This window comes from Allobosea sp. 05L423, assembly GCF_056397745.1.
This window is the reverse complement of record NZ_JBFTOA010000025.1, coordinates 51,324-74,566: the sequence shown is the minus strand read 5'-3', so window position 1 is coordinate 74,566 and position 23,243 is coordinate 51,324. Positions and strand designations below refer to the sequence as shown.

Here is a 23,243-nt window from a genome sequence, read left to right as displayed (position 1 = left end):
GCAGCGGCGCGGCCCTGGCGAAAGTTCAGGCGTCGGCGTGCTTCGCCAGGCCTCGCCTTGATCGTCCTTCTGGACCGCAAGCGCGCGATCGGGGGACCGAAATCGCCGAGATGATCACCCTTGCCGGATGATTTCCACGAAGCGGGCGGCCAGCCGCGAAAGTGGTCTGCTGCGCACCGTCATCAGGCAAATCGTGGTGGGGATCTCAGGCTGGAGCGAAAGCTGCGCCAGCCCATCGAAGCGTTGCGCCTGCGTCAGCAGGCTGTCGATCAGCGTGACATCGCCTGGTTCGGCCAACAGATGCGCCGCCGAGATGCTGTAGGGAACCGTTATGAACGGCGCATAGTCGAGCCCTTCCCGCTCATAGGCTTGAGCGATCAGCCAGCCGAGCGGCGACTTCTCGCGATCGAAGCAGATCATCCTCCGCGTCTTGAGTTCGTGCAGGCGGACGCTGCCTTGCCCGGCGAGGGGATCGTCCTCGCGCACCAGTGCGATGATCGAGCCGCCGACGAGCGGCGTCAGCGCGATATCGTCGGTGACGCGAGGGGAAAACATCAGGCCGATGTCGGCCGTTCCCTGCGAGAGCTCGGTCGGCGCATCGCCCATGATCAGCTCGACGCGCGCCTGCGGGTATTCGTCGGTCAGGCGGCGCAGGGCGCGGGCGATGATGCCATGACCGATGCTCGGCGTGGAGGCGATGCGCAGCGGCATTTCCCGGCCGGCGCGCAATCGCCCCGCAGCATCCCGCAAGGCACGCCATTCCTGATCGACCGTGTCGAGTGCCGTCATGAGGGCGCTGGCTGCGGGCCGCAGGCTCAGCCGGCCTTCGCGGCGCTCGAAGACCTCGACGCCGAGGCTCGCCTCGCTGCGCGCGATGATCTTGCTGATGGCGGATTGCGTCAGATTCAGCTGGCGCGCGGCCTCGACCGTGGTGCCGAAGCGGTGCACCGCACGGAGCACGGCGGCGTGGGCTGGCGTGAACGGTCTCATGGCGCCGGGCGCTCCTGAAGCTGCGCGAGGAGCAGCCGGGCGGCGCGATCGAGGAGAGATCCGCGCCGGTGATGGGCATAGGCCGTGACCAACGGGCTCTGCTCCAGCGGCAAGGCGGCGAGGCCTTCGACCAGATTGCTGCTGATGACGAAGCCGTCGACCAGCGCGATGCCGACGCCCTCGCGGGCGAGATGGCAGGCGGTGTCGGTATGGCGGACGGTGATCGCGACGCGATCGGCCAATCCTGCGCCGACCAGCGCGTCCTGGAAGCTGTCGGAGGCGCTCACGCCGTCGGGACCGTAGCTGATCAGGCGCTCGCCCTCGATATCGTCCCGCGACAGCGCCGCACGCCCGGCATGCGGATGCGTCCGCGACAGCACGCAGACGAGCGGGCTGCGTCCCAAGGCGACGTCCTCGATATCCTCGGTCGCCATCGGGCCGTAGGAGATGCCGAGATCGGCCTCGCCGGCGCCGAGATGCTCGCGCACATGGTCGAACATGATCTCCACGGCGGCGGCCTCGCCGAGCTTGCGCCGCGTCGAGGTGATCGCCGGCGGCAGGATGCTGTGCGCCAGTCCCGGCACGGTCGCCACCCTCAGCCTGTCGGCCATGCCGACGCGGATCATGTCCGCTTCGTGCCGCGCGCGGCGCAGCACGTTGAAGAGCGGTTGGGCTTGCCTGACCAGAGACTGCGCTTCCGGCGTCGGCACCAGCCGGCCCTGGATGGTCGTGGCGAGGCTGAGCCCGAATTCGTCCTCCGCCTGCCGCAAGGTCTTGATGACGGCGGACTGGCTGATGCCGAGGCCCTGGGCCGCCTCGCCCGTTCCGCCGAGCCTCACGAAGGTGTCGACCGCCAGCAGCGAGCCCAGCTTCATAGCGTATTCCAGATGGTTGATGATCTTGCCGAAGGTTTCATTGGAAGGACTAGTTGTCGTTATGGAAGGATGCAAGCCGCCGCCGCAATGCGGCCAATGAATCAGGGGATCGGTATGACCAAGCTTCGCTCGTTGCTCTCGGCTGGCGCGCTCGCGCTCGCACTCGGCGCCCCCGCTCTGGTAACGGCGCCTTCCACCGCTTTGGCCAAGGGGACGCTGCGGCTCGCGCAGACACAGGACCTCGTCTCGCTCGATCCGATCGCGACCAGCGACAACGCCTCGATCTACGCGCAGCTGCTCATCTTCGACACGCTGCTGCGGCCGAGCAAGGACGCCACGAAGCTCGAGCCCGGCCTCGCCGAGAGCTGGAAGGTCAGCGACGACGGCATGACCTACAGCTTCAAGCTGCGTGAGGCGAAGTTCTCGGATGGCACGCCGGTCACGGCCGCCGACGTCGCCTTCTCCCTGAAGCGCGCCGGCAGCGACGCTTCGAGCTGGAAGCGCTTCTTCTCCGGCATCGAGACGATCGAGACGCCGGATGACCGCACCGTCGTGCTCAAGCTCAAGAAGGTGTTCACGCCGCTCCTCAACAACCTCGCCCTGTTTTCCTCGGCGATCCTGCCGCAGAAGGCCTTCGAGGCCGCCGGCGACAAGTTCTTCGAGAAGCCGGTCGGCAGCGGCCCCTTCACGGTCGCGGCCTGGAACAAGGGCCAGGGCCTGTCGCTGAAAAAGAATGCGAACTACTGGCAGGCCGGCAAGCCCGACCTCGACGGTGCCGAGCTGATGGTCATCCCGGAAGGCAACAGCCGCGTGCTGAAGCTGCAGGCCGGCGAAGTCGACGCCGCGATCGACATTCCGCTGAACCAGCTCCAGGGCCTCGGGCGCGACAGCAAGATCAAGACAGCGGTGGCAAACGTCTTCCGCACCGATTTCGTGCTGATGAACACCAGGAAGAAGCCGTTCGACGACATTCGCGTCCGGCAGGCGCTGAACTACGCCATCGACAAGGAGGGGCTGCTCAAGGCGCTCCTCTACGGCACGGGCAAGGTCTCGAACTCGCCGATGCCGCCGATGGCCTATGCCGATCCGGGCCTGAAGCCCTATGCGCATGACGTCGCCAAGGCCAAGGCGCTGCTGGCGGAAGCCGGCTACAAGGACGGCTTCAAGACCTCGCTGCTCGTCGATTCCAGCAAGCCGCTGCATCGCCAGCTCGGCCAGGCCCTGCAGGCGGCGCTGAAGCAGATCGGCGTCACCGCCGATATCCGCCTCGTCGAGGGCGGCACGCACTGGACCACCACGAAGGCCGGCGACTACGAGATGGCCGTCGCCTATGCGACCAGCGACACGATCGATCCGGACCAGCTCGTCGGCTTCCTGCTCGTCAATCCGGAGCGTGCCAATGCCTATCACACCGAGTGGAAGAACGAGCGCCTGAACGAACTCTACGAGAAGGAGCGCGTGACCGCGGACGGGCCGGAGCGCGGCAAGATGTTCCAGGAGATCGTCAAGCTCGCCCATGAGGGCGCACCGTCGGTCTTCCTGTTCTATCCCGGAACCTCCTACGCCTATCGCAGCAATGTCGAAGGCTTCGAGGTGCTCCCGACCTCGAATTTCCGCCTCGAGGACGTCAAGCTGAAGTGATGCAGGGGCGCCTTGGCGCCCCTCGTCCCGCCCCGCCATGCTGATCTACATCATCAAGCGTCTCGCGCAGCTGGTGCCGGTCCTGTTCGGCATCACGCTGGCCTGTTTCCTCCTGCTGCGTGCGCTTCCGGGCGACCCCGCGACATTGCTTCTCGGCGCCCGCGGTGGGCCGGAGGAAATCGCGCTGATGAAGCAGCGACTCGGCCTCGATCTGCCGCTGTGGCGGCAGTATCTGCTCTTCCTCGCCGATATCGGCTCGGGCAGCCTCGGCCGCTCGGTGGTGCATGCCCGGCCGGTGATGCAGCTCGTGTTGGAGCGGCTGCCGGCGACATTATGGCTCGTCGCCTACTCGACGACGCTCGCCATCGCGATGACCGTGCCGCTGGCGCTCTGGTCGGCGCTGCGGCGCGGCGGGCCGGTCGATATCGCGATCAAGCTCGCCTTCACGATCGTCATCGCGATGCCGTCCTTCTGGCTCGGGCTGATCTTCGTCATCCTCTTCGCGATCTGGCTGCCGCTGTTTCCGACCTCGGGCTATGGCGAGGATTTCCTCTCCCGGCTGCACCACACCACGCTGCCGGCGCTGGTCATCGCGCTCGCTACAGCCTCGCTGACGATCCGCAGCCTGCGCAGCGCCATTCTGGCAGTGCTCGGCTCAGACTATGTCACCACGGCGCGGGCCAAGGGCGCGGGCACCGGCCGGCTGATGGGCATTCATGTGCTGCCCAATGCCCTGATCAGCTCGATCTCGGTGCTGGGCGCCCATACCAGCTGGGTGATCGGCGGCACGGTGGTGATCGAGACCGTCTTCGCCTTGCCGGGTCTGGGTTCATTGTTCGTCGAGTCGATCTTCGCCCGCGACTATCCGCTGATCCAGGGGCTCACCATCGTCTTCGCCGTCCTCGTCGTGCTGATCAATCTGGCGACCGATCTCGCCTATGCGCTCGCCGATCCGCGCATCAGGCTGGAGTGAGCCGATGGACCGCCTCCGCTCCAATCCGAGCCTCGCCATCGGGCTCGCCATGCTGGTCCTGCTCGCCGCCTTCGTCGCGCTCGGCCAGATCTGGACGCCGCAGGATCCCTTCGGGGTCGATTACGGCAACACGCTGCAGCCACCATCCCTGGCCAACTGGTTCGGGACGGACGATCTCGGCCGCGACGTCGCCTCGCGCGTGCTCGCCGGCGGCTATGTCGACCTGAAGGTCGCGTTGATCTGCGTCGTCGCGCCGGCCCTCCTCGGCGCGGTGGTCGGCGCGATCTCCGGCTTCGTCGGCGGGCGCGTCGACACCTTCATCATGCGCGTCACCGACATCTTCTGGGCCTTTCCCTTCTACGTCCTCGTCATCGCCATCGTCGGCGTGCTGGGGCCGGGCGAGACCAATCTCTACCTTGCCTTCCTCCTGGTGAACTGGATCTCCTTCGCCCGCATCGTGCGCGGCGAAGTGCTGGTGCTGCGCAATCTCGAATTCGTGCAGGCCGCGCGCAGCCTCGGCTGCACGACGCCGCGGATCATCACCGCCCATATCCTGCCGAACGCGGTCAACCCCGCGATCGTCTACGCCATGGCGGACGTGGTGCTGACGATCCTTGCCGTGACCTCCCTCAGCTTCCTCGGTCTTGGCATCCAGCCGCCGACGCCGGAATGGGGGCTGATGATCTCGGACGGCCGGCAGTTCCTGTTCGACGCCTGGTGGATCGCGACCTTTCCCGGCCTCGCGATCATCTACACCGGCGTCACCTTCGCCCTGATCGGCGAAGGCCTCGACACCGCGCTTCGGCCCAAGGGCTGATCCCCCCTTTCCGACCCGCCTCCGACAGGTGCGCCATGAGCTTTTTCGACGAGGATGAAAACCTGCAGCGCATCGGCGCGCTGTTGACCGCAAAGGCCGCGGCCGCATTCCGCGAACGGAGCGTGCCGGAGGAGCAGTTCGGCTTCGTGCTGCTGCAACCCGCAGGCCCGGGCGGCCGGCCGCGCGGCGCAGCGCTGCGCCCGGATTGGCGCAGCTACCCCTGCTCGCTGGTCAAGGTCTTCTTCCTCGTCGCGGCGCAGGCCGCGCTGGAAGCGGGGCAGCTCACCGAGCATGAGGAACTGGAGCGCGCCATGCGCGACATGATCCTCTGGTCCTCGAACAGCGCGACGAACTACGTCATCGATCTGCTTTCGGGAACGACCGGCGACACGCTGCTCTCCGCCGCCGAGATGGCCGCCTGGGGCGAGCGGCGCGAAGCGGTCAACCGCTTCTTCGCGCGGCTGGAGTGGCCGGAGCTCGCCGGCATCAACCTCAACCAGAAGCTGATGGACGATCTGCGCTATGGCCGCGAGAAGATCGGCCTCGACCGTTCGCCGGGCGGACACAATGCCCTCACGCCCATCGCCATGGCCCGGCTGATGCACGAGACCTTCCATGGCTCGGCGCTGAGCGAAACAACGCGTCGAACGGTCGGACCATTGCTCGCGCGCGACCTCACGAGCCCCTTCGCGAAGCGCGGGGCCTATCAGGTCTCGGGATATCTCGCCGGCGGCATGCCGGATGGCACGCAGATCTGGTCGAAGGCCGGGCGCACGCGCTGGCTCGGCGACGAGCGCGCCGATTTCCGGCGCCATGACGCCCTGCGCGCAATCCTGCCCGGTGGACAGGAGTTCATCCTGACCGTTTTCACGCAGGGGGAAGCGATCGCAGAGGATGATGGCTTCCTGCCTTCGCTCGGCGAGATCGCGGCCAGCGGGCTCAATGAAGGCTAATATTTAGAATAATTCTACTTTTACATCGAACACTTGCTATTATCCTCAAGTAGATTACAGCGCGCAGCACCTTGCAATTGCGGCCGCGCCGGATGCCACGCCTTCAGACATTGGCAGTATTCTTCATTACGCTGGCGATCTGGCACGTCGGGAGCGCGTCCGGCTGGATCAACTCCTTCTTGCTGCCGGCGCCGGGCACCGTCTGCGAGACGTTGATCGAGCTGGCCGGTTCCGGCGTCCTCGCCAAGCACACGCTGATCAGCGTGCAGCGCGTCGCCGTCGGCTACGCGCTGGCGATTGCGGCGGCCGTGCCCTTCGCCCTGCTGTTCAGCCTGAGCAGAACGTTGCGTCGCACAATCGAGCCGCTTCTGGAATTCCTGCGCCAGATTCCGCCGCTGGCGATGATGCCGCTGCTGATCCTGTGGCTCGGCATCGGCGAGGCGCAGAAGATCGGGATCATCGTGCTGTCCTGCTTCTTCCCGATCTTCCTCGGGGTGCGCGGCGGCATTGCGGCCGTCGACCGGAAGCTGATCGATGTCGGCACGGTCTACGGCTTCACCCCCGCCGAGAACCTGCTGCGGATCGTCCTGCCTTCTGCGCTGCCCGCGATCGTCGTCGGACTGCGCATCGGGCTCGGCTATAGCTGGCGCGCCCTTGTCGGCGCCGAGCTCATCGCCTCCTCGGCGGGCCTCGGCTACATGATCGTCGACGCGGAAAATCTCGCCCGCACCGATATCGTGCTGGCCGGCATCCTCGTGATCGGCGTGCTCGGCCTGGCGAGCGATCAGTTGCTCCGCTCCGTCATCCGCCGCAAGGCGCCCTGGCTCGCCGGCGATCTGGAGATGGCGCGTGCTTGAGGCGCATCACCTCGGCAAGAGCTATCGCCTCGGCGACGTCGAGGTTGCCGCTCTCGCCGATGTCAGCCTTGCCTTTCCGCGCGGCTCGATCACGACCGTGGTCGGGCGCAGCGGCTGCGGCAAGACGACCCTGCTGCGCATTCTCGCCGGCCTCGAACAGCCGAGCAGGGGCGAGCTCCGGCGCATGGATGGCGGCCCGTCGCAGACCGGCGTCGTCTTCCAGGAAGCCCGGCTGATGCCGTGGCTCGACACGCTCGGGAACGTCGCCTTCGGCCTGCGCAGGCGGGTTCCGGCCGGGATCGCCGAGGAGCGCAGCCGGGCGGCTCTCGAAACCGTTGGCCTTTCGGCCTTCACCGACGCCATGCCGAGCCAGCTTTCCGGCGGCATGGCCCAGCGCGTCGCCATCGCGCGGGCGCTCGTCACCGAGCCGGACCTGCTGCTGCTCGACGAGCCCTTTGCGGCGCTCGACGCCTTCACCCGTCGCGCCATGCAGAATGAGCTGATCGCGATCTGGCAGAAGAAGCATCCGACCATCGTTTTCGTCACCCATGACGTCGAGGAGGCGGTGCTGCTCGGCCAGCGCGTGCTCGAACTCGAGGGCGGCCGTGTCGTCGGCCACGAGCCGATCGACCTGCCTTTCCCGCGTGACCCGACGGCAGCAGCGGTCAACGATCACCGCCGGCGCATCCTCGCCAATCTGACCGCACCGGCGCGGGACCACGATTCCAGAGTGGCTTCCCCCGCCATCGACAAGGAGCCATCTTCGTGAAACGCCTCGCTTCCCTGGGCCTCGCGCTCACGCTGCTGCTCGGCCCCGCCTCGGCCGCGGACAAGCCGAAGACGGTCCGCGTGACCTATGTGACCGCGCCCTTCAACGTGCCTTCCATCGTGATGCGCGAGAAAGGCTATCTCGACGAGGCCTTCGCCAAGTTCGGCATCAAGGTCGAAAATCCCGAGATCACCTCGGGCGCTCAGCAGACCCAGGCCCTCGCAGCCGGTGAGATCGACATCGCCAGCGTGCTCGGCGGCACATCGGCGATCCTGGCCCGCGCCAACGGGGTCGACCTGAAGGTGGTCGCGGCCTACGCACGCTCCCCCAAGGCTTATTTCCTGATGACCCGCGCGGATGGCCCCGCCAAGCTCGCGGACCTCAGGGGCAAGAAGATCGCGGGGCCGAAAGGCACGGTGCTGAACCAGCTCCTCGTCGCGGCGCTCGCCTCGCAAAAACTGACGCTGAACGACGTCGAATACATCAACATGGATCTGCCGGCCGCTCGTGCCGCCCTCCTCGCCGGCCAAGTCGATGTCGCGACGCTCGCCGGCGCCAACGTCACGCTGGTTGAACGGGCGGGCGGCAAGGCGCTGACGAGCGGCGAGGGGCTGATCAAGCCGACGACAGTGATCGGCGCCCGCACCGCCTTCGCCGAGCAGCATCCCGATCTGCTGGCGGCCTATTTCGACGCACATCGCAAGGCACTCGATTTCATGGCTAAGAATCCCGAGGAAGCGCTGGCGATCGCAGCCAAGGAGCAGAAGATCTCGATCGAGGATGCTCGGGCGCAAATGCCGCTCTACGACTTCAAGCCTGCGGTGACCGAGGCCGACATCGCCAATCTGTCGGACGATCAGGACTTCATGGTCCAGGCGGGCATGCTGCCCAAGGCCAAGGCGATTGATATCAAGGCGAGCCTCGTCGCCCCCTCTGCCTTCACTCTGAAATAAATCCGCGCGGCACCGGCCGGCTCAGGCCGGTGCCGTCGCCTGCCGGTTCGACATCATGCGTCTTTCGATTCTCGATCCCCTCGTCCTGCCGAAAGGCGGCTCCTCCGGCGATGCCCTGCGGACGGCTGTCGGCATGGCGCAGGCCGCTGAGAAGCTCGGCTTCACGCGCTACTGGATCGTCGAGCATCACGACGTCGCCTTCGAGGCCAATCCCGCGCCGGAGGTCTTCGCCGCGGCACTGGCCGGCGCGACGTCGCGGATCAGGATCGGGGTCGGCGGCGTGCTGCTGAACCATTACAGCCCCTACAAGATCGCCGAGGCGATGCGCACCCTGAACGCGCTGTTTCCCGGCCGCATCGATGTCGGCATCGGCCGCGCCACGGCGGGACCTGTCGCCGACCGGGCACTGCAGCGTCTGCGCGATGTCGCGCTTCCTGACGACCATGCCGCTCAGGTCGAGGAATTGATCGGCTGGCTCGGCAACGACCTGCCGGCCAGCTCGCCGTTCCACGGCATAAGGATCATGCCGGACGAGCCTGCCGGCCCGCTGCCCTGGATCCTGGCGGTCAGCGAGGAAAGCGCCCGGCGCGCGGCGACGCTGGGCCTCGGCCTCGCCTGCAGCGCCTTCCACAAGCCCGAACAGGCCCCGCACGCAGCCGCGGCCTATGCCGAGCGCTTCACCCCTTCGCGCTACGCCGCAGGCATGAGCGCGCCGCAAGCCTTCATCGCAGTGCGCGTCATCGTCGGCGAGACCGAGGAAGAGGCAGAGCGGCTCGCCATGCCGGTGCGTGCGGTGTTCAAGCTCCGGCGGTCGCCGGAACGGATCATGGTGTCGCATCTGCCCGATCTCGATGAAGCGATCGCCGTCATGGGCGGAATGGTCCCCGCCGAGACCGCGGACTGGCCCGCCTATGTCGTCGGCACGCCAGAGCGCGTGAAGGCGACGCTTTCGCGCATGGCTGCCGAGACGGGCATCGATGAATTCATGATCCAGGACTTCTTGGCCGATCCGCGGCTGCGCTTGCGAAACTACGAGCTTCTGGCTCGCGCTTTTGCGCCGAGCCGCTTGCAGTCATAGGCAAGTCGTCCGTAACATCGCTTCGGGGGATCGGATGTCGAAGTGCTTGCGGTCGATGGGAGCGCTCTTGGCCTTGTGCCTCGCGACGAGCCTCGCCGCAGCCGAACCGCCGCAGACCTGGGAGCTATGGGTCGCCCGCCCCAGCGGGCCTGGCCTGCTGACCAGCTGTCCACTGCCGAAAGGAATGCCATGGCCACCACCTTCAACGGTCGTGCCCGTGGAAGCGCCTCTGCGGCTGGATCAGCCTTTGACCATCACCTGGCAGGGCGGCCACCTCGAGCAATCGAATCGCGAAGGCGGAACCGGCGCCCCGGCGGGCAGCATGTGGAATCCGTTCGATTCCTGCTTCGTGCTGGCGGTGCGCGGCGTAGTCGTCGCGGCCGGGGCGGTCGTTCCGCGTCATTCGGCCCGGCTTTTCAGATCTGACACGCTCGTGCTCCAGAGCGACAGGCTCGACCAGCCGCTCGCCTTTTCGCTGCTGCCCACCTTCCCAGCCGAGATAGGTCAACCTGCTCCGCCGGAATGGCGCCAGATGCTGATGCCGATCAGCAAACCAACGGGGGCAGCGTCGCGATGAGGCGGGCGGGTGTCAGGCCGATCTTGCGCTGTATCGCAGGGGTTTTGGGGATCTGGGTGGCGCTGATCCAGCTTTCCACCTTTGCTCAGGCGAGCGGTGTCAAGACAATCGGCCCCTGGGCCGTGGTAACCCACGACAAGGAGGATGGCCGCAAGGACGTTGCCGCCATCGTTTCCGGCAAGGGCTCGCCCTTCGGCCTAGCGATTCGCTGCATCGACGCCAATCTATCCGTAGCGCTTGTCCCACTGAACGATGAGAGGCTTTTCGGTGCTGCACGGCGCAGCGCGGCTCTGTCACTGCAGCCCAATGCCCGGACGCCGAGTGCCCTAGATGGCGTGGTCGGCGACGATCATGCGATCCACGTGCCGTCTCCGGCGCCGCTGGTGAAGCTGGTCCTCGCTACGGCGCGGCTGGTCATTTCCGCTCCGGCCTCGAATGGAAACACCGTTTCCGCTACTTTCGATCTCACGGGGAGCCGGCGCGCGCTCGCCGATCTCGTGGAGCACTGCCCCGGTGGAGACCCGTCGCCAGGTCGTTAACCGACGGATGGGGCAGCAGCCTTGTCTCTGAGGTCACAGGTTACTTGTCGGGCAGAAGCGTCACAGTGCACCGTCGTTCGAGGGCGTAGACGAACGTGCGTAGCGCTGATTGCGAGCAGCGCGAAGTGGTCGATGCCGCCCGACACGATTCGAACGTGTGACCTTTGCCTGTTCGGGCATTTGCTCCTTCGCAAAATCCCGCATTGCCGAAGCCGCGGGGATCGGCTATCCAGCCTTCACGGTTTGCGCCCGTAGCTCAGCTGGATAGAGCGTTGCCCTCCGAAGCTGGATTTGCGTGCAATGCGCGCCGAAAAATCCCATTATTTTCCAACGATTTGTCCCCGCGAAATCCCAAGCGATCCGCCATCACGATCGATTTCGGCACGACCGCGCCACGCCCCCCTCGATATGTGCGTGTCGCAAGGCCCGAAAATGATCTGAGCAAAATATCGGCGAAGCCAACCACCTCGCCGCGCTGGCGCGTCTGGCTTACGCCCGATTGCGTCATGCTGCTGTGTTTTAGCTATCAACGGCCGCTTTTTGGATATCGATCCCCGTTCGGCTTAGACGAGTTCGGCCGAGATCGCGTCACAGGTTACGAGCAGTTTTGCTAGCGCATCTGAGTGCCGCGGCTTTTCCGTGAGCCTATTGAGATAAGTCACGACCAGACTTGCTACGCACCTCTGTTGTCGGTCGATAATAGGTGCGCTTATGTCTGTAATTCCGGGCACATCGTGACTATCTGCCATGAGGTAACCTCGAGCAGCGGTTTCATCCAGACGCGTGGAAATTATCGCCTGCTCACGCTCCGTTGCAATGCCCGCCATATCGAAACTCCGCTGGCGGGCCAGGGGGGCCTGAAACGCGAGTATCACCTCTCCTGAAGTCGCATAGAATGCGGGACGTCTATACCCGAGCTTGAGGGTGAGGCTGATGTCGCCAGGACCGGACGCATTGGCGACGACCACAGTTTGTCCCTCACTCAAGACGACGAGATGGACCGATTGCGCGATCACCTCGCTCAACTGTTCCATCGCCGGAACCGCAATCTCCATCAGCCTTCGTGCGCGTGGTGTGCGGATGCCGAGATCAAACAGCCGATGGCTCAAAGTAAGCTCTTCCGACACCGGATCGCGATCCAAATAGCCGCGATCCATCAGCACGCAAAGCATGCGGAAAATCTCGCCTTTGGAGCGTCCGAGCTTGTCAGCGATTGCTCGGGTGGAGAGTGGCTCACCGGCGGCAGCCAACAGTTCGATGATTTCCAGACCTTTCTCAAGCGCCGGCGCTGGATAGTTCCGTCCGCGGCCCGCGGGTTTGATTGGATCATCAGTCATGAAATACCGCTCGATTTATTAGCGAAGCTTGACTGCATATACGAAGTCAGTAGCATTCCGCTAGGTCACCTTCGATTGAGCACGAGCGGGGCATGACCGCGGGAAATCCGGGAAGCTGGACGTAATTTGAGGGAGCGCAGGATCATGATCGGTTTCCGAGCCGCAATAGCTGCCGTCTTTGTCGCGTCGATAGGACTGCTGGCCAGCCCATCAGCAAACGCCGACAAACTTAGCGATATCATCTCCAAGGGCGTTGTCCGCATTGCAGTATTTGCCGATGTGCCACCGTTTGGCTCGACAAACGCGAACCGCGAGCTCGAAGGCTTCGACATCGATATGGCGAAGCTCGTTGCCACCGCGCTTGGCGTGAAACTCGAACTCGTGCCGGTCCCCGCTGCGAGCCGCATCCCGTTCCTGCTGACCGACAAAGCCGACATGAATATCGCGGCCATGTCGATTACCGCCGAGAGGGCCCGGCAAGTCATGTTCAGCGCGCCCTATGCTGACACTTCCCTCGCCGTCTATGGCGCCAAGTCCCTAGTCGTGACGTCCGGCGCGGATCTGGGTAAAAACCGTATCGCGGTCGCTAAGGGCACGACAGAGGATCTCGTGCTCTCGGCGCTCGCACCGAAGGCCGACATTATGCGGACCGAAGACAACGCGACGGCGGTGCAAGCCTTTCTGTCCGGCCACGCTCAATTACTGGCGGCCAACAGTGTCGTTGTCGTGGAACTTGCCAAGCGAAACCCGTCGCAGGAATTCGACTTCAAGTTCGCATTGCGCCGCGCTCCGGCTCACATCACGATTCGCCGTGGTGAGCATGACCTCGTTCGCTGGCTCGACACCTTGATCTTCCAGAGCACGCTGAACGGTGATCTCGACGCCTTGCATCAGAAGTGGCTTGGAGGGCCGATGCGACCTCTACCGGCCCTCTGAGTTAGGCTCGAGCTGCCGAGGTAAATATGTCCAAGCATGATTTCACGACCGACGAATTCGCGACGCGGCGGTCGGCAGTGTCTGCGGCTATGGCGGAGAGCGGGCTGGACTGGCTGATCCTGTTCCACCCGGTCTCGATCCGTTGGCTGACCGGCTCTGACGCCAAGAGCTATCAGGAATTCCAGTGCCTCTTCGTGCCATCGCATGGCGAACTAACTATTGTGGCTCGTGAAGGCGAGCGCAACGAGATCCGCGATGACGCCTTGATCGATCGAATAGAGACCTTCGGCGGCGGCGAGAACGAAGACGCTATCGCGCTCTTCGCACGGCTTGCCGACGAGCTAGGCTTGCTTCGCGGACGTTGCGGCATCGAAGTGCCTGCATATTACCTGCATCCGCATCAATACGATCGGGTTAGACAGGTCCTCGGACTTTGTCTGGTGCAGGAAACAACCAATCTGGTGCACAACCTATCCCTTGTTAAGTCATCGACAGAAATCGGCTATATCCGGCGCGCAGCGGCGATCGCTGACGATGCGATGACGGCTTTCGTGAACGGCCTCCGGCCAGGGCGCAGTGAGCTCAACGTCGCCGGGGACGTGTATGCCGCGCTGTTCGCCAATGGCAGCGGCCTTTCGGCGAGTCCCATCAACCTCGTTTCGGGTGAGCGCTCCTGCTATAGTCATGGCGCGCCAACCGAACGTGCCTTGACGGTCGGCGACTTTGGCAGCGTCGAATATGGGGCAACTTTCCGGCGCTACACAGCGACAATAGGTCGACAATTCTGTCTCGGGAAGCCGACACGGCGCATGGTGGAGCTGCTTGAAATCGCCCGCCGTGCTTGCGACGCTTCCATCGCCGAGATCCGCGACGGCGCCCCTGCAGTCGCGCCGCATGAAGCTGCCAAGCGGGTCATTTGCGAAGCGGGATTGGAACACGGGCGCGTTCATACCACAGGATATGGTCTGGCACCGGGCTTTCCACCAAGTTGGGGCGAGCCTGTTCATATGATCGGAGACAGTGAATACATTTTGCGTTCGGGTATGGTTTTGAGCGTCGAGCCACCAGTATTTTTGGGAGATGAGCAGCTTGGCGCACGAATTATTGACAATGTTCTCGTGACGAAAGACAACTGCGAATTGCTATCGCGCTTTTCGCGAGATCTGATTATCGTAGGTTAAGCTTAAGACTATCATTTACTATTTGTTTTACTAAAAAATATACGACTCATATAGCGCTATTTCAAGAAAAACATGCCATTAAAAGCAATCAGCCGCGAGATCAATTCGATACTGATCTTAGTATTGACTAAAGAAATACCGAAATATACCAAATTCATGACAGGACGCACTGCGTATTGCCTCTCTAAACTTGCACAACTCGGTTCGGCACGACCGCGCCACGCGTAGGTTGATCACCGGCTCGAACGTGCGAGAAAAATCGCCGCGGTCGATCATCGCTGGGTGATATCCTTGCTTTCGAATCGACGACGTAGGCACGGAGAGTCCGACCTTGAATAGCATTCCAAGCGGACGCTTTGTCGTGCTCGATTTCGAGACCACCGGACTAAGCCCGGCGATGGGCGCGCGAGTGATCGAGGTGTCGGCTCGCGAAGTGGTGGACGGTCGGGCGGATCACGAATTCCTCACATTCGTCGATCCAGGCGTCCGCGTGCCCGCCGAAATCACGCAGATCACCGGCATAACCACCGCAATGCTGAACGGCGCACCAACCTCAGCTGTTGCCATGTGTCAGTTAGCGTCTTTCATCGGAACCTCGCCCATCGTTTGCCACAACGCGGGTTTCGATCGAAAGTTTTACGAGCACGAGGCAAGTGATTTCCTTGAAGGGCGACCGGTTCGCGCTCTTTGCACTCTCCTACTGGCTCGACGCATATTTCCAGGCCGGGCAAGTTATCGACTGGGCAGCCTTATCGGCGAAATGGGCATTGTGCCTTCCGGACGCCTGCACAGAGCGAGTGCGGATACGTTTGTGACCACGCATCTCTTCGAGCGAATTTGCGCCAACGTGCGCTCTCGCTGTTGCCCCGAGCATTTCGATCACGAGATGTTGCACCGACTGCAACGTGTTCGGGTCGCGGGAGCGTATGAATGGCTGGCGACGTTAGGCAGTCCTGATTCTGCATCGCACCGTAATTTTGGATCGGCGGTAGCGTCGCGCAGAACATGAGCTTGGTAAACTAACCCAAGTGAGCTCGTGCTCCTGGACGATCGTTGGCTTCGACGCAGCCTGGATGGATACTCCCGCCTCACTTCGATCCCGATAAGCGTCGGCGCGTTCGCTTACCCGATAGTTATGCCCCGCCCTATCCCAGTGATTTTCCATCCGGGCCTTGGGTCCCTCTCTCCAACTGGACGGCCCTGACAGCTTCTAGCGCGACCAACGCTGCGGCGACCTTGGCGCGCGCCTCCTCAATGTCGGCCATGACCAGGCAGTCGCTCCGGTGGATGGCCGCCAAGAAAGCCGCGAGGACGGCGGGGCAGTTCGCTGCCAGTCCCAGGAAGTGATCCCCGCTCGGCGCGCGCTCGCCGGAGAGCCAGTTCTTCACGGTCCGGTCGTTCGCGCCGGTCCAGAGCGCCACCGTCTTGATCTTGGACGACTGGCCCTTGAGCGAAGTCCGCAGGGCTGTCGCCACCAAGCGGGCGAATGACGGCGCACGACGCCTGGGCAAGATGTTACCCGTCTGAGGAAAGGACATTCCACCACCTCCACGCTGTAATGCCGGGCGAAACGCGCCGGCACGGCGCAGAGTGTGGAGCGTATGCGTTTGAGCGGGCGAGACGGGCCTTCGCGGGTGAGGACAGCCGGCGGGGATCGGTCGAACCGCGCCGCTGCCTACGTGCGGATGTCGACCGACCACCAACGCTATTCGACCGAGAACCAGCTCGACACGATCAAGCGGTTCGCTGAGGCCCGCGACATTGAGATCGTCCGGATCTACGAGGATGCGGGCAAAAGCGGTCTGAACCTGGAGGGGCGCGACGCCTTTCAGCGACTTCTCGCCGACGTGGAACGTGGGGCGGCCGACTTCGGCACGATCCTGGTCTACGACGTGAGCCGCTGGGGCCGCTTCCAAAACGCCGACCACGGCGCGCACCTCGAATTCCTTTGCTCACGCGCGGACATTGTCGTCCATTACTGCGCCGAGCAGTTCGAGAACGACGGGAGCATCGGCTCCAACCTACTGAAGACCGTCAAGCGGGTTATGGCCGGAGAATATAGCCGGGAGCTGTCGGTCAAGGTCTTCGCCGGCCAGTGCCGCCTAGTCGAGAAGGGGTATCGTCAGGGCGGGATGGCCGGCTACGGCCTACGGCGGCTCCTGATCGACGAGAACGGCGAACCCAAGTCCGAGCTCTCTATCGGCGAGCGCAAGAGCCTCCAGACCGATCGCGTGATCCTGATCCCCGGTCCACCCGAGGAGGTGGAAGTGGTCCGACGCATCTATCGCCTCTTCGTCGATCTCGGCGTGCAGGAGGCCCAGATCGCGGCCCGCCTGAACCTTGAGGGAATCGTCACGGACCTAGGGCGCCCCTGGACGCGCGGCACCGTCCATCAGGTCCTGACCAATCCGAAATATATCGGCGACAACGTATTCAACCGGGTCAGCTTCAAGCTGAAGATGCGGCGGGTCGTGAACACGCAGGAGCACTGGGTCCGCGCCCGCGGCGTGTTCACTGCCATCGTCGACGTCGCCACTTTCGAGCGCGCGGTCAGGATCGTAGAAGACCGCAGCCGAAGGATGAGCAACGACGAGCTCATCGACCTGCTACGGTCGCTGCTGGAGGCTCAGGGGTCGCTGTCCAGCCTCGTCATCGACGAGCGTGAGGACATGCCGTCGAGCAGCGTCTATAGGAGCCGCTTCGGCAGCCTGCTGCGCGCCTATCACCTCGTCGGCTACAGCCCGCGCCGGGACTACCGCTACATCGAGATCAACCGGCGCCTGCGGGCGATGCACCCGGATGTCGTTGCCATGGTGATCGACGGCTTGCGTCTCGCTGGCGGCGAGGTTCTCGTCGATCCCGAGACGGGTTTGATCGACGTCAACGGCGAGTTCACCGCCTCGGTCGTCGTGGCACGCTGCGGCGAGACGCAAGGGGGCTCGCCCCGCTGGCGCATCCGGCTCGACGCCGGCCTGGCTCCAGACATCACGATCGCCGTGCGCATGGACCGCGGCAACGTCTCCCCGCTCGACTACTACCTACTCCCGCGCCTCGACATGACCGAACCGAAGCTTCGGCTCGCCGAGAACAACGGCCTGTCACTGGACGGTTATCGCTTCGAGACCCTGGACTTCCTTTTCTCCCTGGCGGCCCGAGCCCAATTCGAGGAAGCGGCATGACCGAAGCCAAGCACACCCGCGTGGAGATGATCCCAATCGACCGGATTACCATCCTAAACCCTCGCGTCCGGAACCGACGCAAGTTCCTCGAGGTGGTCGAGAGCATCAAGACGGTCGGGCTAAAGCGCCCGATCCGCGTCAGCACTATGATCGGCCCGGATGGTCAACGCTCCTACGGCCTCGCCTGCGGGCAGGGCCGGATCGAGGCCTTCCGCGAGCTTGGCCGGACGGAGATTCCCGCCATCGTCACCGAGGCGACCGAGGAAGAATGCCTGGTCATGAGCCTCGTCGAGAACTGTGCCCGCCGGCAGCATCGGTCCATCGACTTGCTCCAGGACGTCGCGACGCTGCGCAAGCGCGGCTACAATGACCGAGAGATCGCGGAGAAGATCGGCACATCGCCCGAGTGGGTCAACATGATGGCCATGCTGATCGAGAAGGGCGAGCAGCGCCTTATCGAGGCGGTTGATACCGGAATGATACCGATCTCCGTCGCGATCGAGATAGCCAAGGCCGACGACGAGTCGATCCAACAGCTGCTCGCCGAAGCCTACACCGAAGGCAGGATCACAGGGCCTCGGCTGATCAAGATGCGGAGGCTCATCGAACAGCGAACTCGCCGCGGCAAGCACATGTCGACGACACCATTCGGCAGGAAACTGACACGGGTCCGGACGTCAGAAGCCTTCGTCCGCATCTTCCAGCAGGAGGCCGATAAGCAGCGTCTGCTAGTGAAGAAGGCCGAGGTGACCCAGACCCGTCTGCTCTTCGTCGTCGAGGCCCTAAAGAACCTGCGGACCGACGAGAATTTCGTCACCCTCCTTCGGGCCGAGCGGCTCGACACCATGCCTAAAGACCTGGAGACCCGCATCCTGGGAGAGGAGGCATGACCGAGTTGGGAACCCCGGCCAGGATCGCCTTCGAGCCCGAGTGTGTCACCGTGCCGATCGCGGCGCTGCTGCCCGTGCGGCCGCCCAGGGCCACGGTCAAGGCCAGCCACAAATACCAGCAGATCCGGACCTCCGTGATCGAGATTGGCCTCGTCGAGCCGCCCGTTATCGCGAGGCTCGACGGCAACCCCGACAACTACCTGCTCCTCGACGGCCACGTCCGCGTGGAGATCCTGAAGGACCTCGGCAGGACCGAGGTGGAATGCCTAGTCTCGACGGACGACGAGAGCTTCACGTTCAACAAGCGGATCAGCCGTCTGTCCGCCGTGCAGGAGCACGCGATGATCCTCAAGGCGATCGCCCGCGGCGTCGCCAGCGAGAAGATCGCCCGAGCGTTGAGCCTGCACGTCAACAGCGTAAAGCGGAAGGCGACGCTGCTGGACGGCGTCTCCCATGAGGTCGTGTCGATGCTGAAGGACACGATGTGCCCGATGGCCGTATTCGAGATCCTGAAGCGGATGAAGCCGCTGCGCCAGATCGAGGCGACCGAGCTGATGATCGCCGCGAACAACTTCACCGCGGCCTACGCCACCGCGCTGCTCGCCGGGACTCCGACCAACGAGCTGGCCGGCGAGAAGAAATCGAAGAAGGTGCGCGGTGTCACGCCCGAGGCAATGGCTCGCATGGAAAAGGAGCTAGCCCGGCTTCAGGAATCGATGGCAGAGATCCAGGAGACCTACGGCAAGGAGCATCTCCAGTTGACCGTCGTGAAGGGCTATCTTGGGAAGCTGCTCGGCAACCCTCGCGTCGTGCGCTACCTTCTCCAGCACCAACCCGAATACCTTGAGCACTTCCAGGCGATTGCCGACGCGACCTCCTTCGCCGGCCAGGCCGCTTGACGCTTTGCACGCCTGCTGCATTGAGCATTAGCTTTGCTCCGTCGAAATCAGCGGCGATTGACCCAGGTCCCGGCACAACCGAGGTATCAACATTGGTAAGCTGAAAGACAGCGCTGATTCGATACAGCGCCAATCAGCGATCAGCGCTGTCGAATCGGATCTGAAACGTGCGTGATTTAACGTTATCTCTGCCTGATGGACGCAGTCTTAAGGATATTTGCGCGTTTTTGGCCGATCTTGAGAAAGAATATGATTTTGATCAATTAACGTTCGATTGTGGCAATCGCCTTTTTGTTACGCCATTCTCAATGGCAGTTGTTGCTCAAGCGATATCAAAAAAGCGAAAAATTCATAAAGATCAGAGATTTTCTATTAAGAACCATAAGATTCATACTTACGCAGCCCATATGGGCTTCTTCCAAGCCTTTGGCGTAGATTTTGGCAACAAGCCCGGCGACGCTAACGGCGGAAAGCGCTATACGCCCCTCAGAGAATTGAATAGAGATGACGTATTAGCTCATGGATCACGATATGATCATATGGGAGATCTAATACAAAAACACAGTGACTCAGTTACGGCAGTTCTCTTGCAGGCGGCTTCAGGAGATATATTTGATACTTTTTCATATTCGCTAAGAGAAATAATTCGAAACGTGTTCGAGCACAGTGAGTGCAATAACTTGTTCTATTGCGCTCAATATTGGCCCTCTGAAGGAACCGTTGAGGTAGCAGTTGCCGATGCAGGAATCGGCATCAGGCAGGGGCTTCAAACAAATCCTCGCTTCCGAACTCAAACAGACCGCGATGCGATCCATCTAAGCATGTGTCCGGGCATATCAGGACGGGCTCATCTGAACGACCCGTCGGACGCATGGGCTAATTCTGGCTACGGCTTGTATATGACTAGCCGCCTTTGCCGGCACGGCGGAAATTTCGTCGCCATGTCTGGCGACGCCTGTGTTTATATTCGCGGGGATCGAAAGGTCGAACATCCTACCAATTTTCGCGGCACAGCGATCCGCCTTACCATGCAGCTCCACAAGCTCGGACCACTTCAAGCTCGACTCGCCGAGTTTCGTGAAGAGGCGAAAACGGTCGCGACGCAAATGCAGGTTGAGCCGGGAAGCCCGTCTGCTGTCTCCATGCTTGTGCGGCGAGATTTTAAGATCGTTTGAGAGCATTGCCTACCGAAGGTGGATCCAACTGCGGCGCCGGATCTTCGGAACTCCTTGGCCGGCCAGGCATCCTGAAACCTGAGCGAGCTGCCTGAGCGGCGATCGGCACACCAGCGCCACATCCGGCTCGGATTTCTTCGCGCCGCGTCCGGAATCCTTCTTGGCTCGGCACCGCCGGCATCCTCTTGTTCATTGGACGAACAGGGCTGATCCGCAATGGCGACGATCCGGAAACTCCGAGGCAGATGGCAGGCACAAGTGCGACGGCGTGGCATGGCGCCTCGTGCCAAGAGCTTCGACCAGAAGTCCGACGCTGAGAAATGGGCGCGCTCCCTTGAGAGCGAGCTCGATCGCTGCGGCATGCTGCCGGATACACGCGTAGCTGAATCTACGACGCTCCGATCGATCCTGGAGCGCTACATGACCGAGATCTCACCCAGGAAGCGCAGCGCCCATACCGAGATCTCGCGGATCAAGGCGCTGCTGCGTCGTCCGCTCTGTCACCGGACGCTCGCCCTGCTGTCGACCTCGGACCTCGCGACTTATCGCGATGAACGTCTTCGGTCAGTCTCACCATCGACCGTGATCCGCGAGCTCAATACGATCAGCCACGCGATCGACACGGCGATGCGAGACTGGAACCTCTACCTGCATCGCAACCCGTGCAAGCTCGTGCGCCGCCCGAGCCCACCTCGTGGTCGAAACAGACGTCTTCGCGATGACGAGGAGCAGCGACTGATCGAAGCTGCTGACAGCGGTAGAAACATCTACATGCGTGACCTGATTGTGCTCGCGATCGAGACCGGCATGCGCCGTGGTGAGCTGCTGTCTCTCGACTGGGAGCACGTCGACCTGAACGCGCGCATTGCGCACTTGCCGCTGACAAAAAATGGGGAGCCGCGCGACGTGCCACTGTCCTCTCGCGCGCGAGACGTGCTGCAACGACTCTGGGAAGGCCAGGGAAGCCCGTCAGCAGGTCGAGCGCTACCCACTACCGAGAGCGCCGTCGTTCAAGCCTGGGGCCATCTGTGCGGGCGCGCAGGAATCTCCGGGCTGCACTTCCACGATCTGCGTCACGAAGCCGTCTCGCGATTGTTCGAGAAGGGTCTGAACGTCGTAGAAGTTTCTACGATCAGCGGGCACAAGGAGTTGCGCATGCTAAGCCGCTACGCGCATCTCCGGGCGACCGATCTCGTCGCGCGCTTGGGATAGGTCGGACATCGAAGTCCTAGATTGACGCGATCTAGCCCAACAGGATGCAGCCAATCTCTCGCTGCCTCATTGCTCAATCCTTGCCAACCAAGGCGGCATCGACTGGCGCATTGGTCGTGAGACCGTGCACCGTGGAATGCGCAGTATCCCACCTGCTTTGCCGGACTGCCTGCTAGCTCCGGTCGGCCACTCCGATAAACGCACATCAGGTCCATACGGAGTGAAGCATGTCTCGATATCGTTCTGCCTTTGCTGCCCTCGTCTGTGCTGGGGCGCTGTCGTGTACCGCGGTAACGGCGCAGGATATCTCTCGGCTCGACGTTCTCGCGTTGGTGAACCGGGAAGCGCACAAATGGATGCTCGACGCTGACAACGTGCGTTTGGATATCGATTTCTTGCGGATCCCGAGAGGCGACGGAGAGCTGGGAAAAGTCTGTGGTAGGATCGCATCACTCGGCAGAAGGGCAGATCCACGCGCGTTCCAGTCCTATTCCGCCACCCTGTGGATCGAGGGCGGAAGGCTGAGCGTCGCAGGGATGAGCTCATTCTTCATGAGCATTGATGAGCTCTTAGCCGGCGATTTCTGCCGCTGACTGCTCGGTCCGAGCTCAGCTTGTCGCTCGGCGCGCTTCCTCCTCAGACAACCAGATGGCTAGCTTCGCGATCAGGTCTGCATTACGGAGACGGCTTCCCGTCGAAAGTGCCAAACCGAGACTGGCATCATGTCGATTGGGCCAGCCGATCGCCGTCATGATCCTTGCGTTTGGAAATGACGGCTCCGGATAGAGCGCACGAAGGCGCCTCTTTGCTCTCTCGGTCAGATAGCCATCGGGTGTCGTTATGGGCTCTGGTCGCATCGGACTGCTCTTCGAAGCGTCGCGCTCAGCCTTTACCCAAGCCAGAAACTCTCGCCGCTCTGTAATACTCGCTTTCTTCCAGGCACGCATGAGCGCATGGATCGCTTGCGGCGGCTTTCGGATGCCGGCTGCGATGAAGGCTGCCGAGGCGCTTCGGAAACGCCCTGCGCGATAGTCGTCATAGATCGCGGGGTGCTCTCTCTCGAGGGTTCTGAGATAGTAGGTGTTGTCGCGTTTCTGCTTCGTCATCGTAAAATAGATTCAGATACCGGAGCTGGAACCTCGACCGGAAAGAGCCCTAGGAGGTACTATTTCACTGAGCTCGAAGCTATGCTCCGGAGCCGGGAGAGATATAGCAACCGCGCCGCAGGCGCGGGCAAGGCCGAAGGCCGCGCAGCCGAGCGTAGCGAGCTGTCAGCTCACCCTTACCGGTTCTTAGCAGCCATGAGGCATAGCCGGAGACATAAAACAAGAAATGTAACGCTCCCCACCAGCTTATGAGATAATACAGGTATATATCTTATATCTATATATAAGGAGAGCGTTACCGGGCTG

Annotated in this window: 24 protein-coding genes; 19 read left to right on the top strand and 5 right to left on the bottom strand. The window is 62.8% G+C overall.

What is annotated here, in order from left to right; genetic code table 11:
• Positions 1–114: 114 nt before the first annotated feature.
• On the bottom strand, positions 115–990 hold the full coding sequence (locus AC1DNE_RS27900; RefSeq protein WP_441472262.1) for a LysR family transcriptional regulator: 876 nt from the start codon (positions 988–990) through the stop codon (positions 115–117).
• On the bottom strand, positions 987–1,940 hold the full coding sequence (locus AC1DNE_RS27895; protein ID WP_476766881.1) for a LysR family transcriptional regulator: 954 nt from the start codon (positions 1,938–1,940) through the stop codon (positions 987–989). Before AC1DNE_RS27895 ends, AC1DNE_RS27900 begins: the two co-directional genes overlap by 4 nt.
• 39 nt (positions 1,941–1,979) lie before the next feature.
• Here AC1DNE_RS27895 and AC1DNE_RS27890 point away from each other — a divergent pair, with 39 nt between their 5' ends.
• The 10 genes from AC1DNE_RS27890 to AC1DNE_RS27845 all read left to right on the top strand — a co-directional run bounded on the left by AC1DNE_RS27890 (position 1,980) and on the right by AC1DNE_RS27845 (position 11,022).
• Complete coding sequence (locus tag AC1DNE_RS27890) at positions 1,980–3,506, top strand: ABC transporter substrate-binding protein (RefSeq protein WP_441472260.1); 1,527 nt, start codon at positions 1,980–1,982, stop codon at positions 3,504–3,506.
• 37 nt (positions 3,507–3,543) lie between these two features.
• On the top strand, positions 3,544–4,479 hold the full coding sequence (locus AC1DNE_RS27885) for an ABC transporter permease (protein ID WP_441472259.1): 936 nt from the start codon (positions 3,544–3,546) through the stop codon (positions 4,477–4,479).
• A 4-nt stretch (positions 4,480–4,483) separates the two neighbouring features.
• Entirely contained in the window at positions 4,484–5,296 is an 813-nt protein-coding gene (locus AC1DNE_RS27880; RefSeq protein WP_441472258.1) for an ABC transporter permease, read from the top strand.
• Between the two features lie 35 nt (positions 5,297–5,331).
• Positions 5,332–6,249: a serine hydrolase gene (locus AC1DNE_RS27875; RefSeq protein ID WP_441472257.1), complete on the top strand. Its 918-nt coding sequence runs from the start codon at positions 5,332–5,334 to the stop codon at positions 6,247–6,249.
• Between the two features lie 92 nt (positions 6,250–6,341).
• Positions 6,342–7,106 carry an ABC transporter permease gene (locus AC1DNE_RS27870; RefSeq protein WP_441472256.1) on the top strand — a complete coding sequence of 255 codons (765 nt, stop codon included), beginning with the start codon at positions 6,342–6,344 and terminating at the stop codon, positions 7,104–7,106.
• Positions 7,099–7,875, top strand: a complete 777-nt coding sequence (locus AC1DNE_RS27865) for an ABC transporter ATP-binding protein (RefSeq protein ID WP_441472255.1) — start codon at positions 7,099–7,101, stop codon at positions 7,873–7,875. The genes AC1DNE_RS27870 and AC1DNE_RS27865 overlap by 8 nt, the downstream gene beginning before the upstream one ends.
• On the top strand, positions 7,872–8,828 hold the full coding sequence (locus tag AC1DNE_RS27860) for an ABC transporter substrate-binding protein (protein ID WP_476766879.1): 957 nt from the start codon (positions 7,872–7,874) through the stop codon (positions 8,826–8,828). Before AC1DNE_RS27865 ends, AC1DNE_RS27860 begins: the two co-directional genes overlap by 4 nt.
• A gap of 55 nt (positions 8,829–8,883) precedes the next feature.
• Positions 8,884–9,906, top strand: coding sequence for an MsnO8 family LLM class oxidoreductase (locus AC1DNE_RS27855; RefSeq protein ID WP_441472253.1), 1,023 nt, complete (start codon positions 8,884–8,886; stop codon positions 9,904–9,906).
• Between the two features lie 247 nt (positions 9,907–10,153).
• Complete coding sequence (locus tag AC1DNE_RS27850; protein ID WP_441472252.1) at positions 10,154–10,483, top strand: hypothetical protein; 330 nt, start codon at positions 10,154–10,156, stop codon at positions 10,481–10,483.
• 56 nt (positions 10,484–10,539) lie between these two features.
• Positions 10,540–11,022: a hypothetical protein gene (locus AC1DNE_RS27845; RefSeq protein WP_441472251.1), complete on the top strand. Its 483-nt coding sequence runs from the start codon at positions 10,540–10,542 to the stop codon at positions 11,020–11,022.
• A 563-nt stretch (positions 11,023–11,585) separates the two neighbouring features.
• On the opposite strand, the gene AC1DNE_RS27840 is transcribed toward AC1DNE_RS27845, so the two are convergent.
• Positions 11,586–12,359, bottom strand: a complete 774-nt coding sequence (locus tag AC1DNE_RS27840; RefSeq protein WP_476841318.1) for an IclR family transcriptional regulator — start codon at positions 12,357–12,359, stop codon at positions 11,586–11,588.
• Positions 12,360–12,503: 144 nt separating this feature from the next.
• On the opposite strand from AC1DNE_RS27840, the gene AC1DNE_RS27835 reads away from it, so the two are divergent.
• The 3 genes from AC1DNE_RS27835 (at position 12,504) to AC1DNE_RS27825 (ending at position 15,485) form a co-directional block, all read left to right on the top strand.
• Positions 12,504–13,295, top strand: coding sequence for a transporter substrate-binding domain-containing protein (locus AC1DNE_RS27835; protein WP_476841317.1), 792 nt, complete (start codon positions 12,504–12,506; stop codon positions 13,293–13,295).
• Positions 13,296–13,321: 26 nt separating this feature from the next.
• Positions 13,322–14,476: a M24 family metallopeptidase gene (locus tag AC1DNE_RS27830; RefSeq protein WP_476841316.1), complete on the top strand. Its 1,155-nt coding sequence runs from the start codon at positions 13,322–13,324 to the stop codon at positions 14,474–14,476.
• A gap of 331 nt (positions 14,477–14,807) precedes the next feature.
• The gene (locus AC1DNE_RS27825; RefSeq protein ID WP_476841315.1) at positions 14,808–15,485 is read left to right on the top strand and encodes a 3'-5' exonuclease; all 678 of its coding nucleotides are present in this window, start codon (positions 14,808–14,810) and stop codon (positions 15,483–15,485) included.
• A gap of 136 nt (positions 15,486–15,621) precedes the next feature.
• On the opposite strand, the gene AC1DNE_RS27820 is transcribed toward AC1DNE_RS27825, so the two are convergent.
• A complete protein-coding gene (locus AC1DNE_RS27820) occupies positions 15,622–16,014 on the bottom strand; it encodes a hypothetical protein (RefSeq protein ID WP_476841314.1) in 393 nt (130 codons plus the stop codon).
• A 69-nt stretch (positions 16,015–16,083) separates the two neighbouring features.
• Here AC1DNE_RS27820 and AC1DNE_RS27815 point away from each other — a divergent pair, with 69 nt between their 5' ends.
• The 6 genes from AC1DNE_RS27815 to AC1DNE_RS27790 all read left to right on the top strand — a co-directional run bounded on the left by AC1DNE_RS27815 (position 16,084) and on the right by AC1DNE_RS27790 (position 22,424).
• Entirely contained in the window at positions 16,084–17,655 is a 1,572-nt protein-coding gene (locus AC1DNE_RS27815; RefSeq protein WP_476841313.1) for a recombinase family protein, read from the top strand.
• Positions 17,652–18,545, top strand: coding sequence for a plasmid partitioning protein RepB C-terminal domain-containing protein (locus tag AC1DNE_RS27810; RefSeq protein ID WP_476841312.1), 894 nt, complete (start codon positions 17,652–17,654; stop codon positions 18,543–18,545). Before AC1DNE_RS27815 ends, AC1DNE_RS27810 begins: the two co-directional genes overlap by 4 nt.
• Entirely contained in the window at positions 18,542–19,444 is a 903-nt protein-coding gene (locus tag AC1DNE_RS27805) for a plasmid partitioning protein RepB C-terminal domain-containing protein (RefSeq protein WP_476841311.1), read from the top strand. Before AC1DNE_RS27810 ends, AC1DNE_RS27805 begins: the two co-directional genes overlap by 4 nt.
• A gap of 167 nt (positions 19,445–19,611) precedes the next feature.
• Entirely contained in the window at positions 19,612–20,619 is a 1,008-nt protein-coding gene (locus AC1DNE_RS27800; protein WP_476841310.1) for a hypothetical protein, read from the top strand.
• Between the two features lie 273 nt (positions 20,620–20,892).
• Positions 20,893–21,831: a site-specific integrase gene (locus AC1DNE_RS27795; RefSeq protein WP_476841309.1), complete on the top strand. Its 939-nt coding sequence runs from the start codon at positions 20,893–20,895 to the stop codon at positions 21,829–21,831.
• 227 nt (positions 21,832–22,058) lie between these two features.
• The gene (locus tag AC1DNE_RS27790) at positions 22,059–22,424 is read left to right on the top strand and encodes a hypothetical protein (protein ID WP_476841308.1); all 366 of its coding nucleotides are present in this window, start codon (positions 22,059–22,061) and stop codon (positions 22,422–22,424) included.
• 15 nt (positions 22,425–22,439) lie between these two features.
• On the opposite strand, the gene AC1DNE_RS27785 is transcribed toward AC1DNE_RS27790, so the two are convergent.
• On the bottom strand, positions 22,440–22,937 hold the full coding sequence (locus AC1DNE_RS27785) for a hypothetical protein (RefSeq protein WP_476841307.1): 498 nt from the start codon (positions 22,935–22,937) through the stop codon (positions 22,440–22,442).
• Between the last annotated feature and the right edge of the window lie 306 nt (positions 22,938–23,243).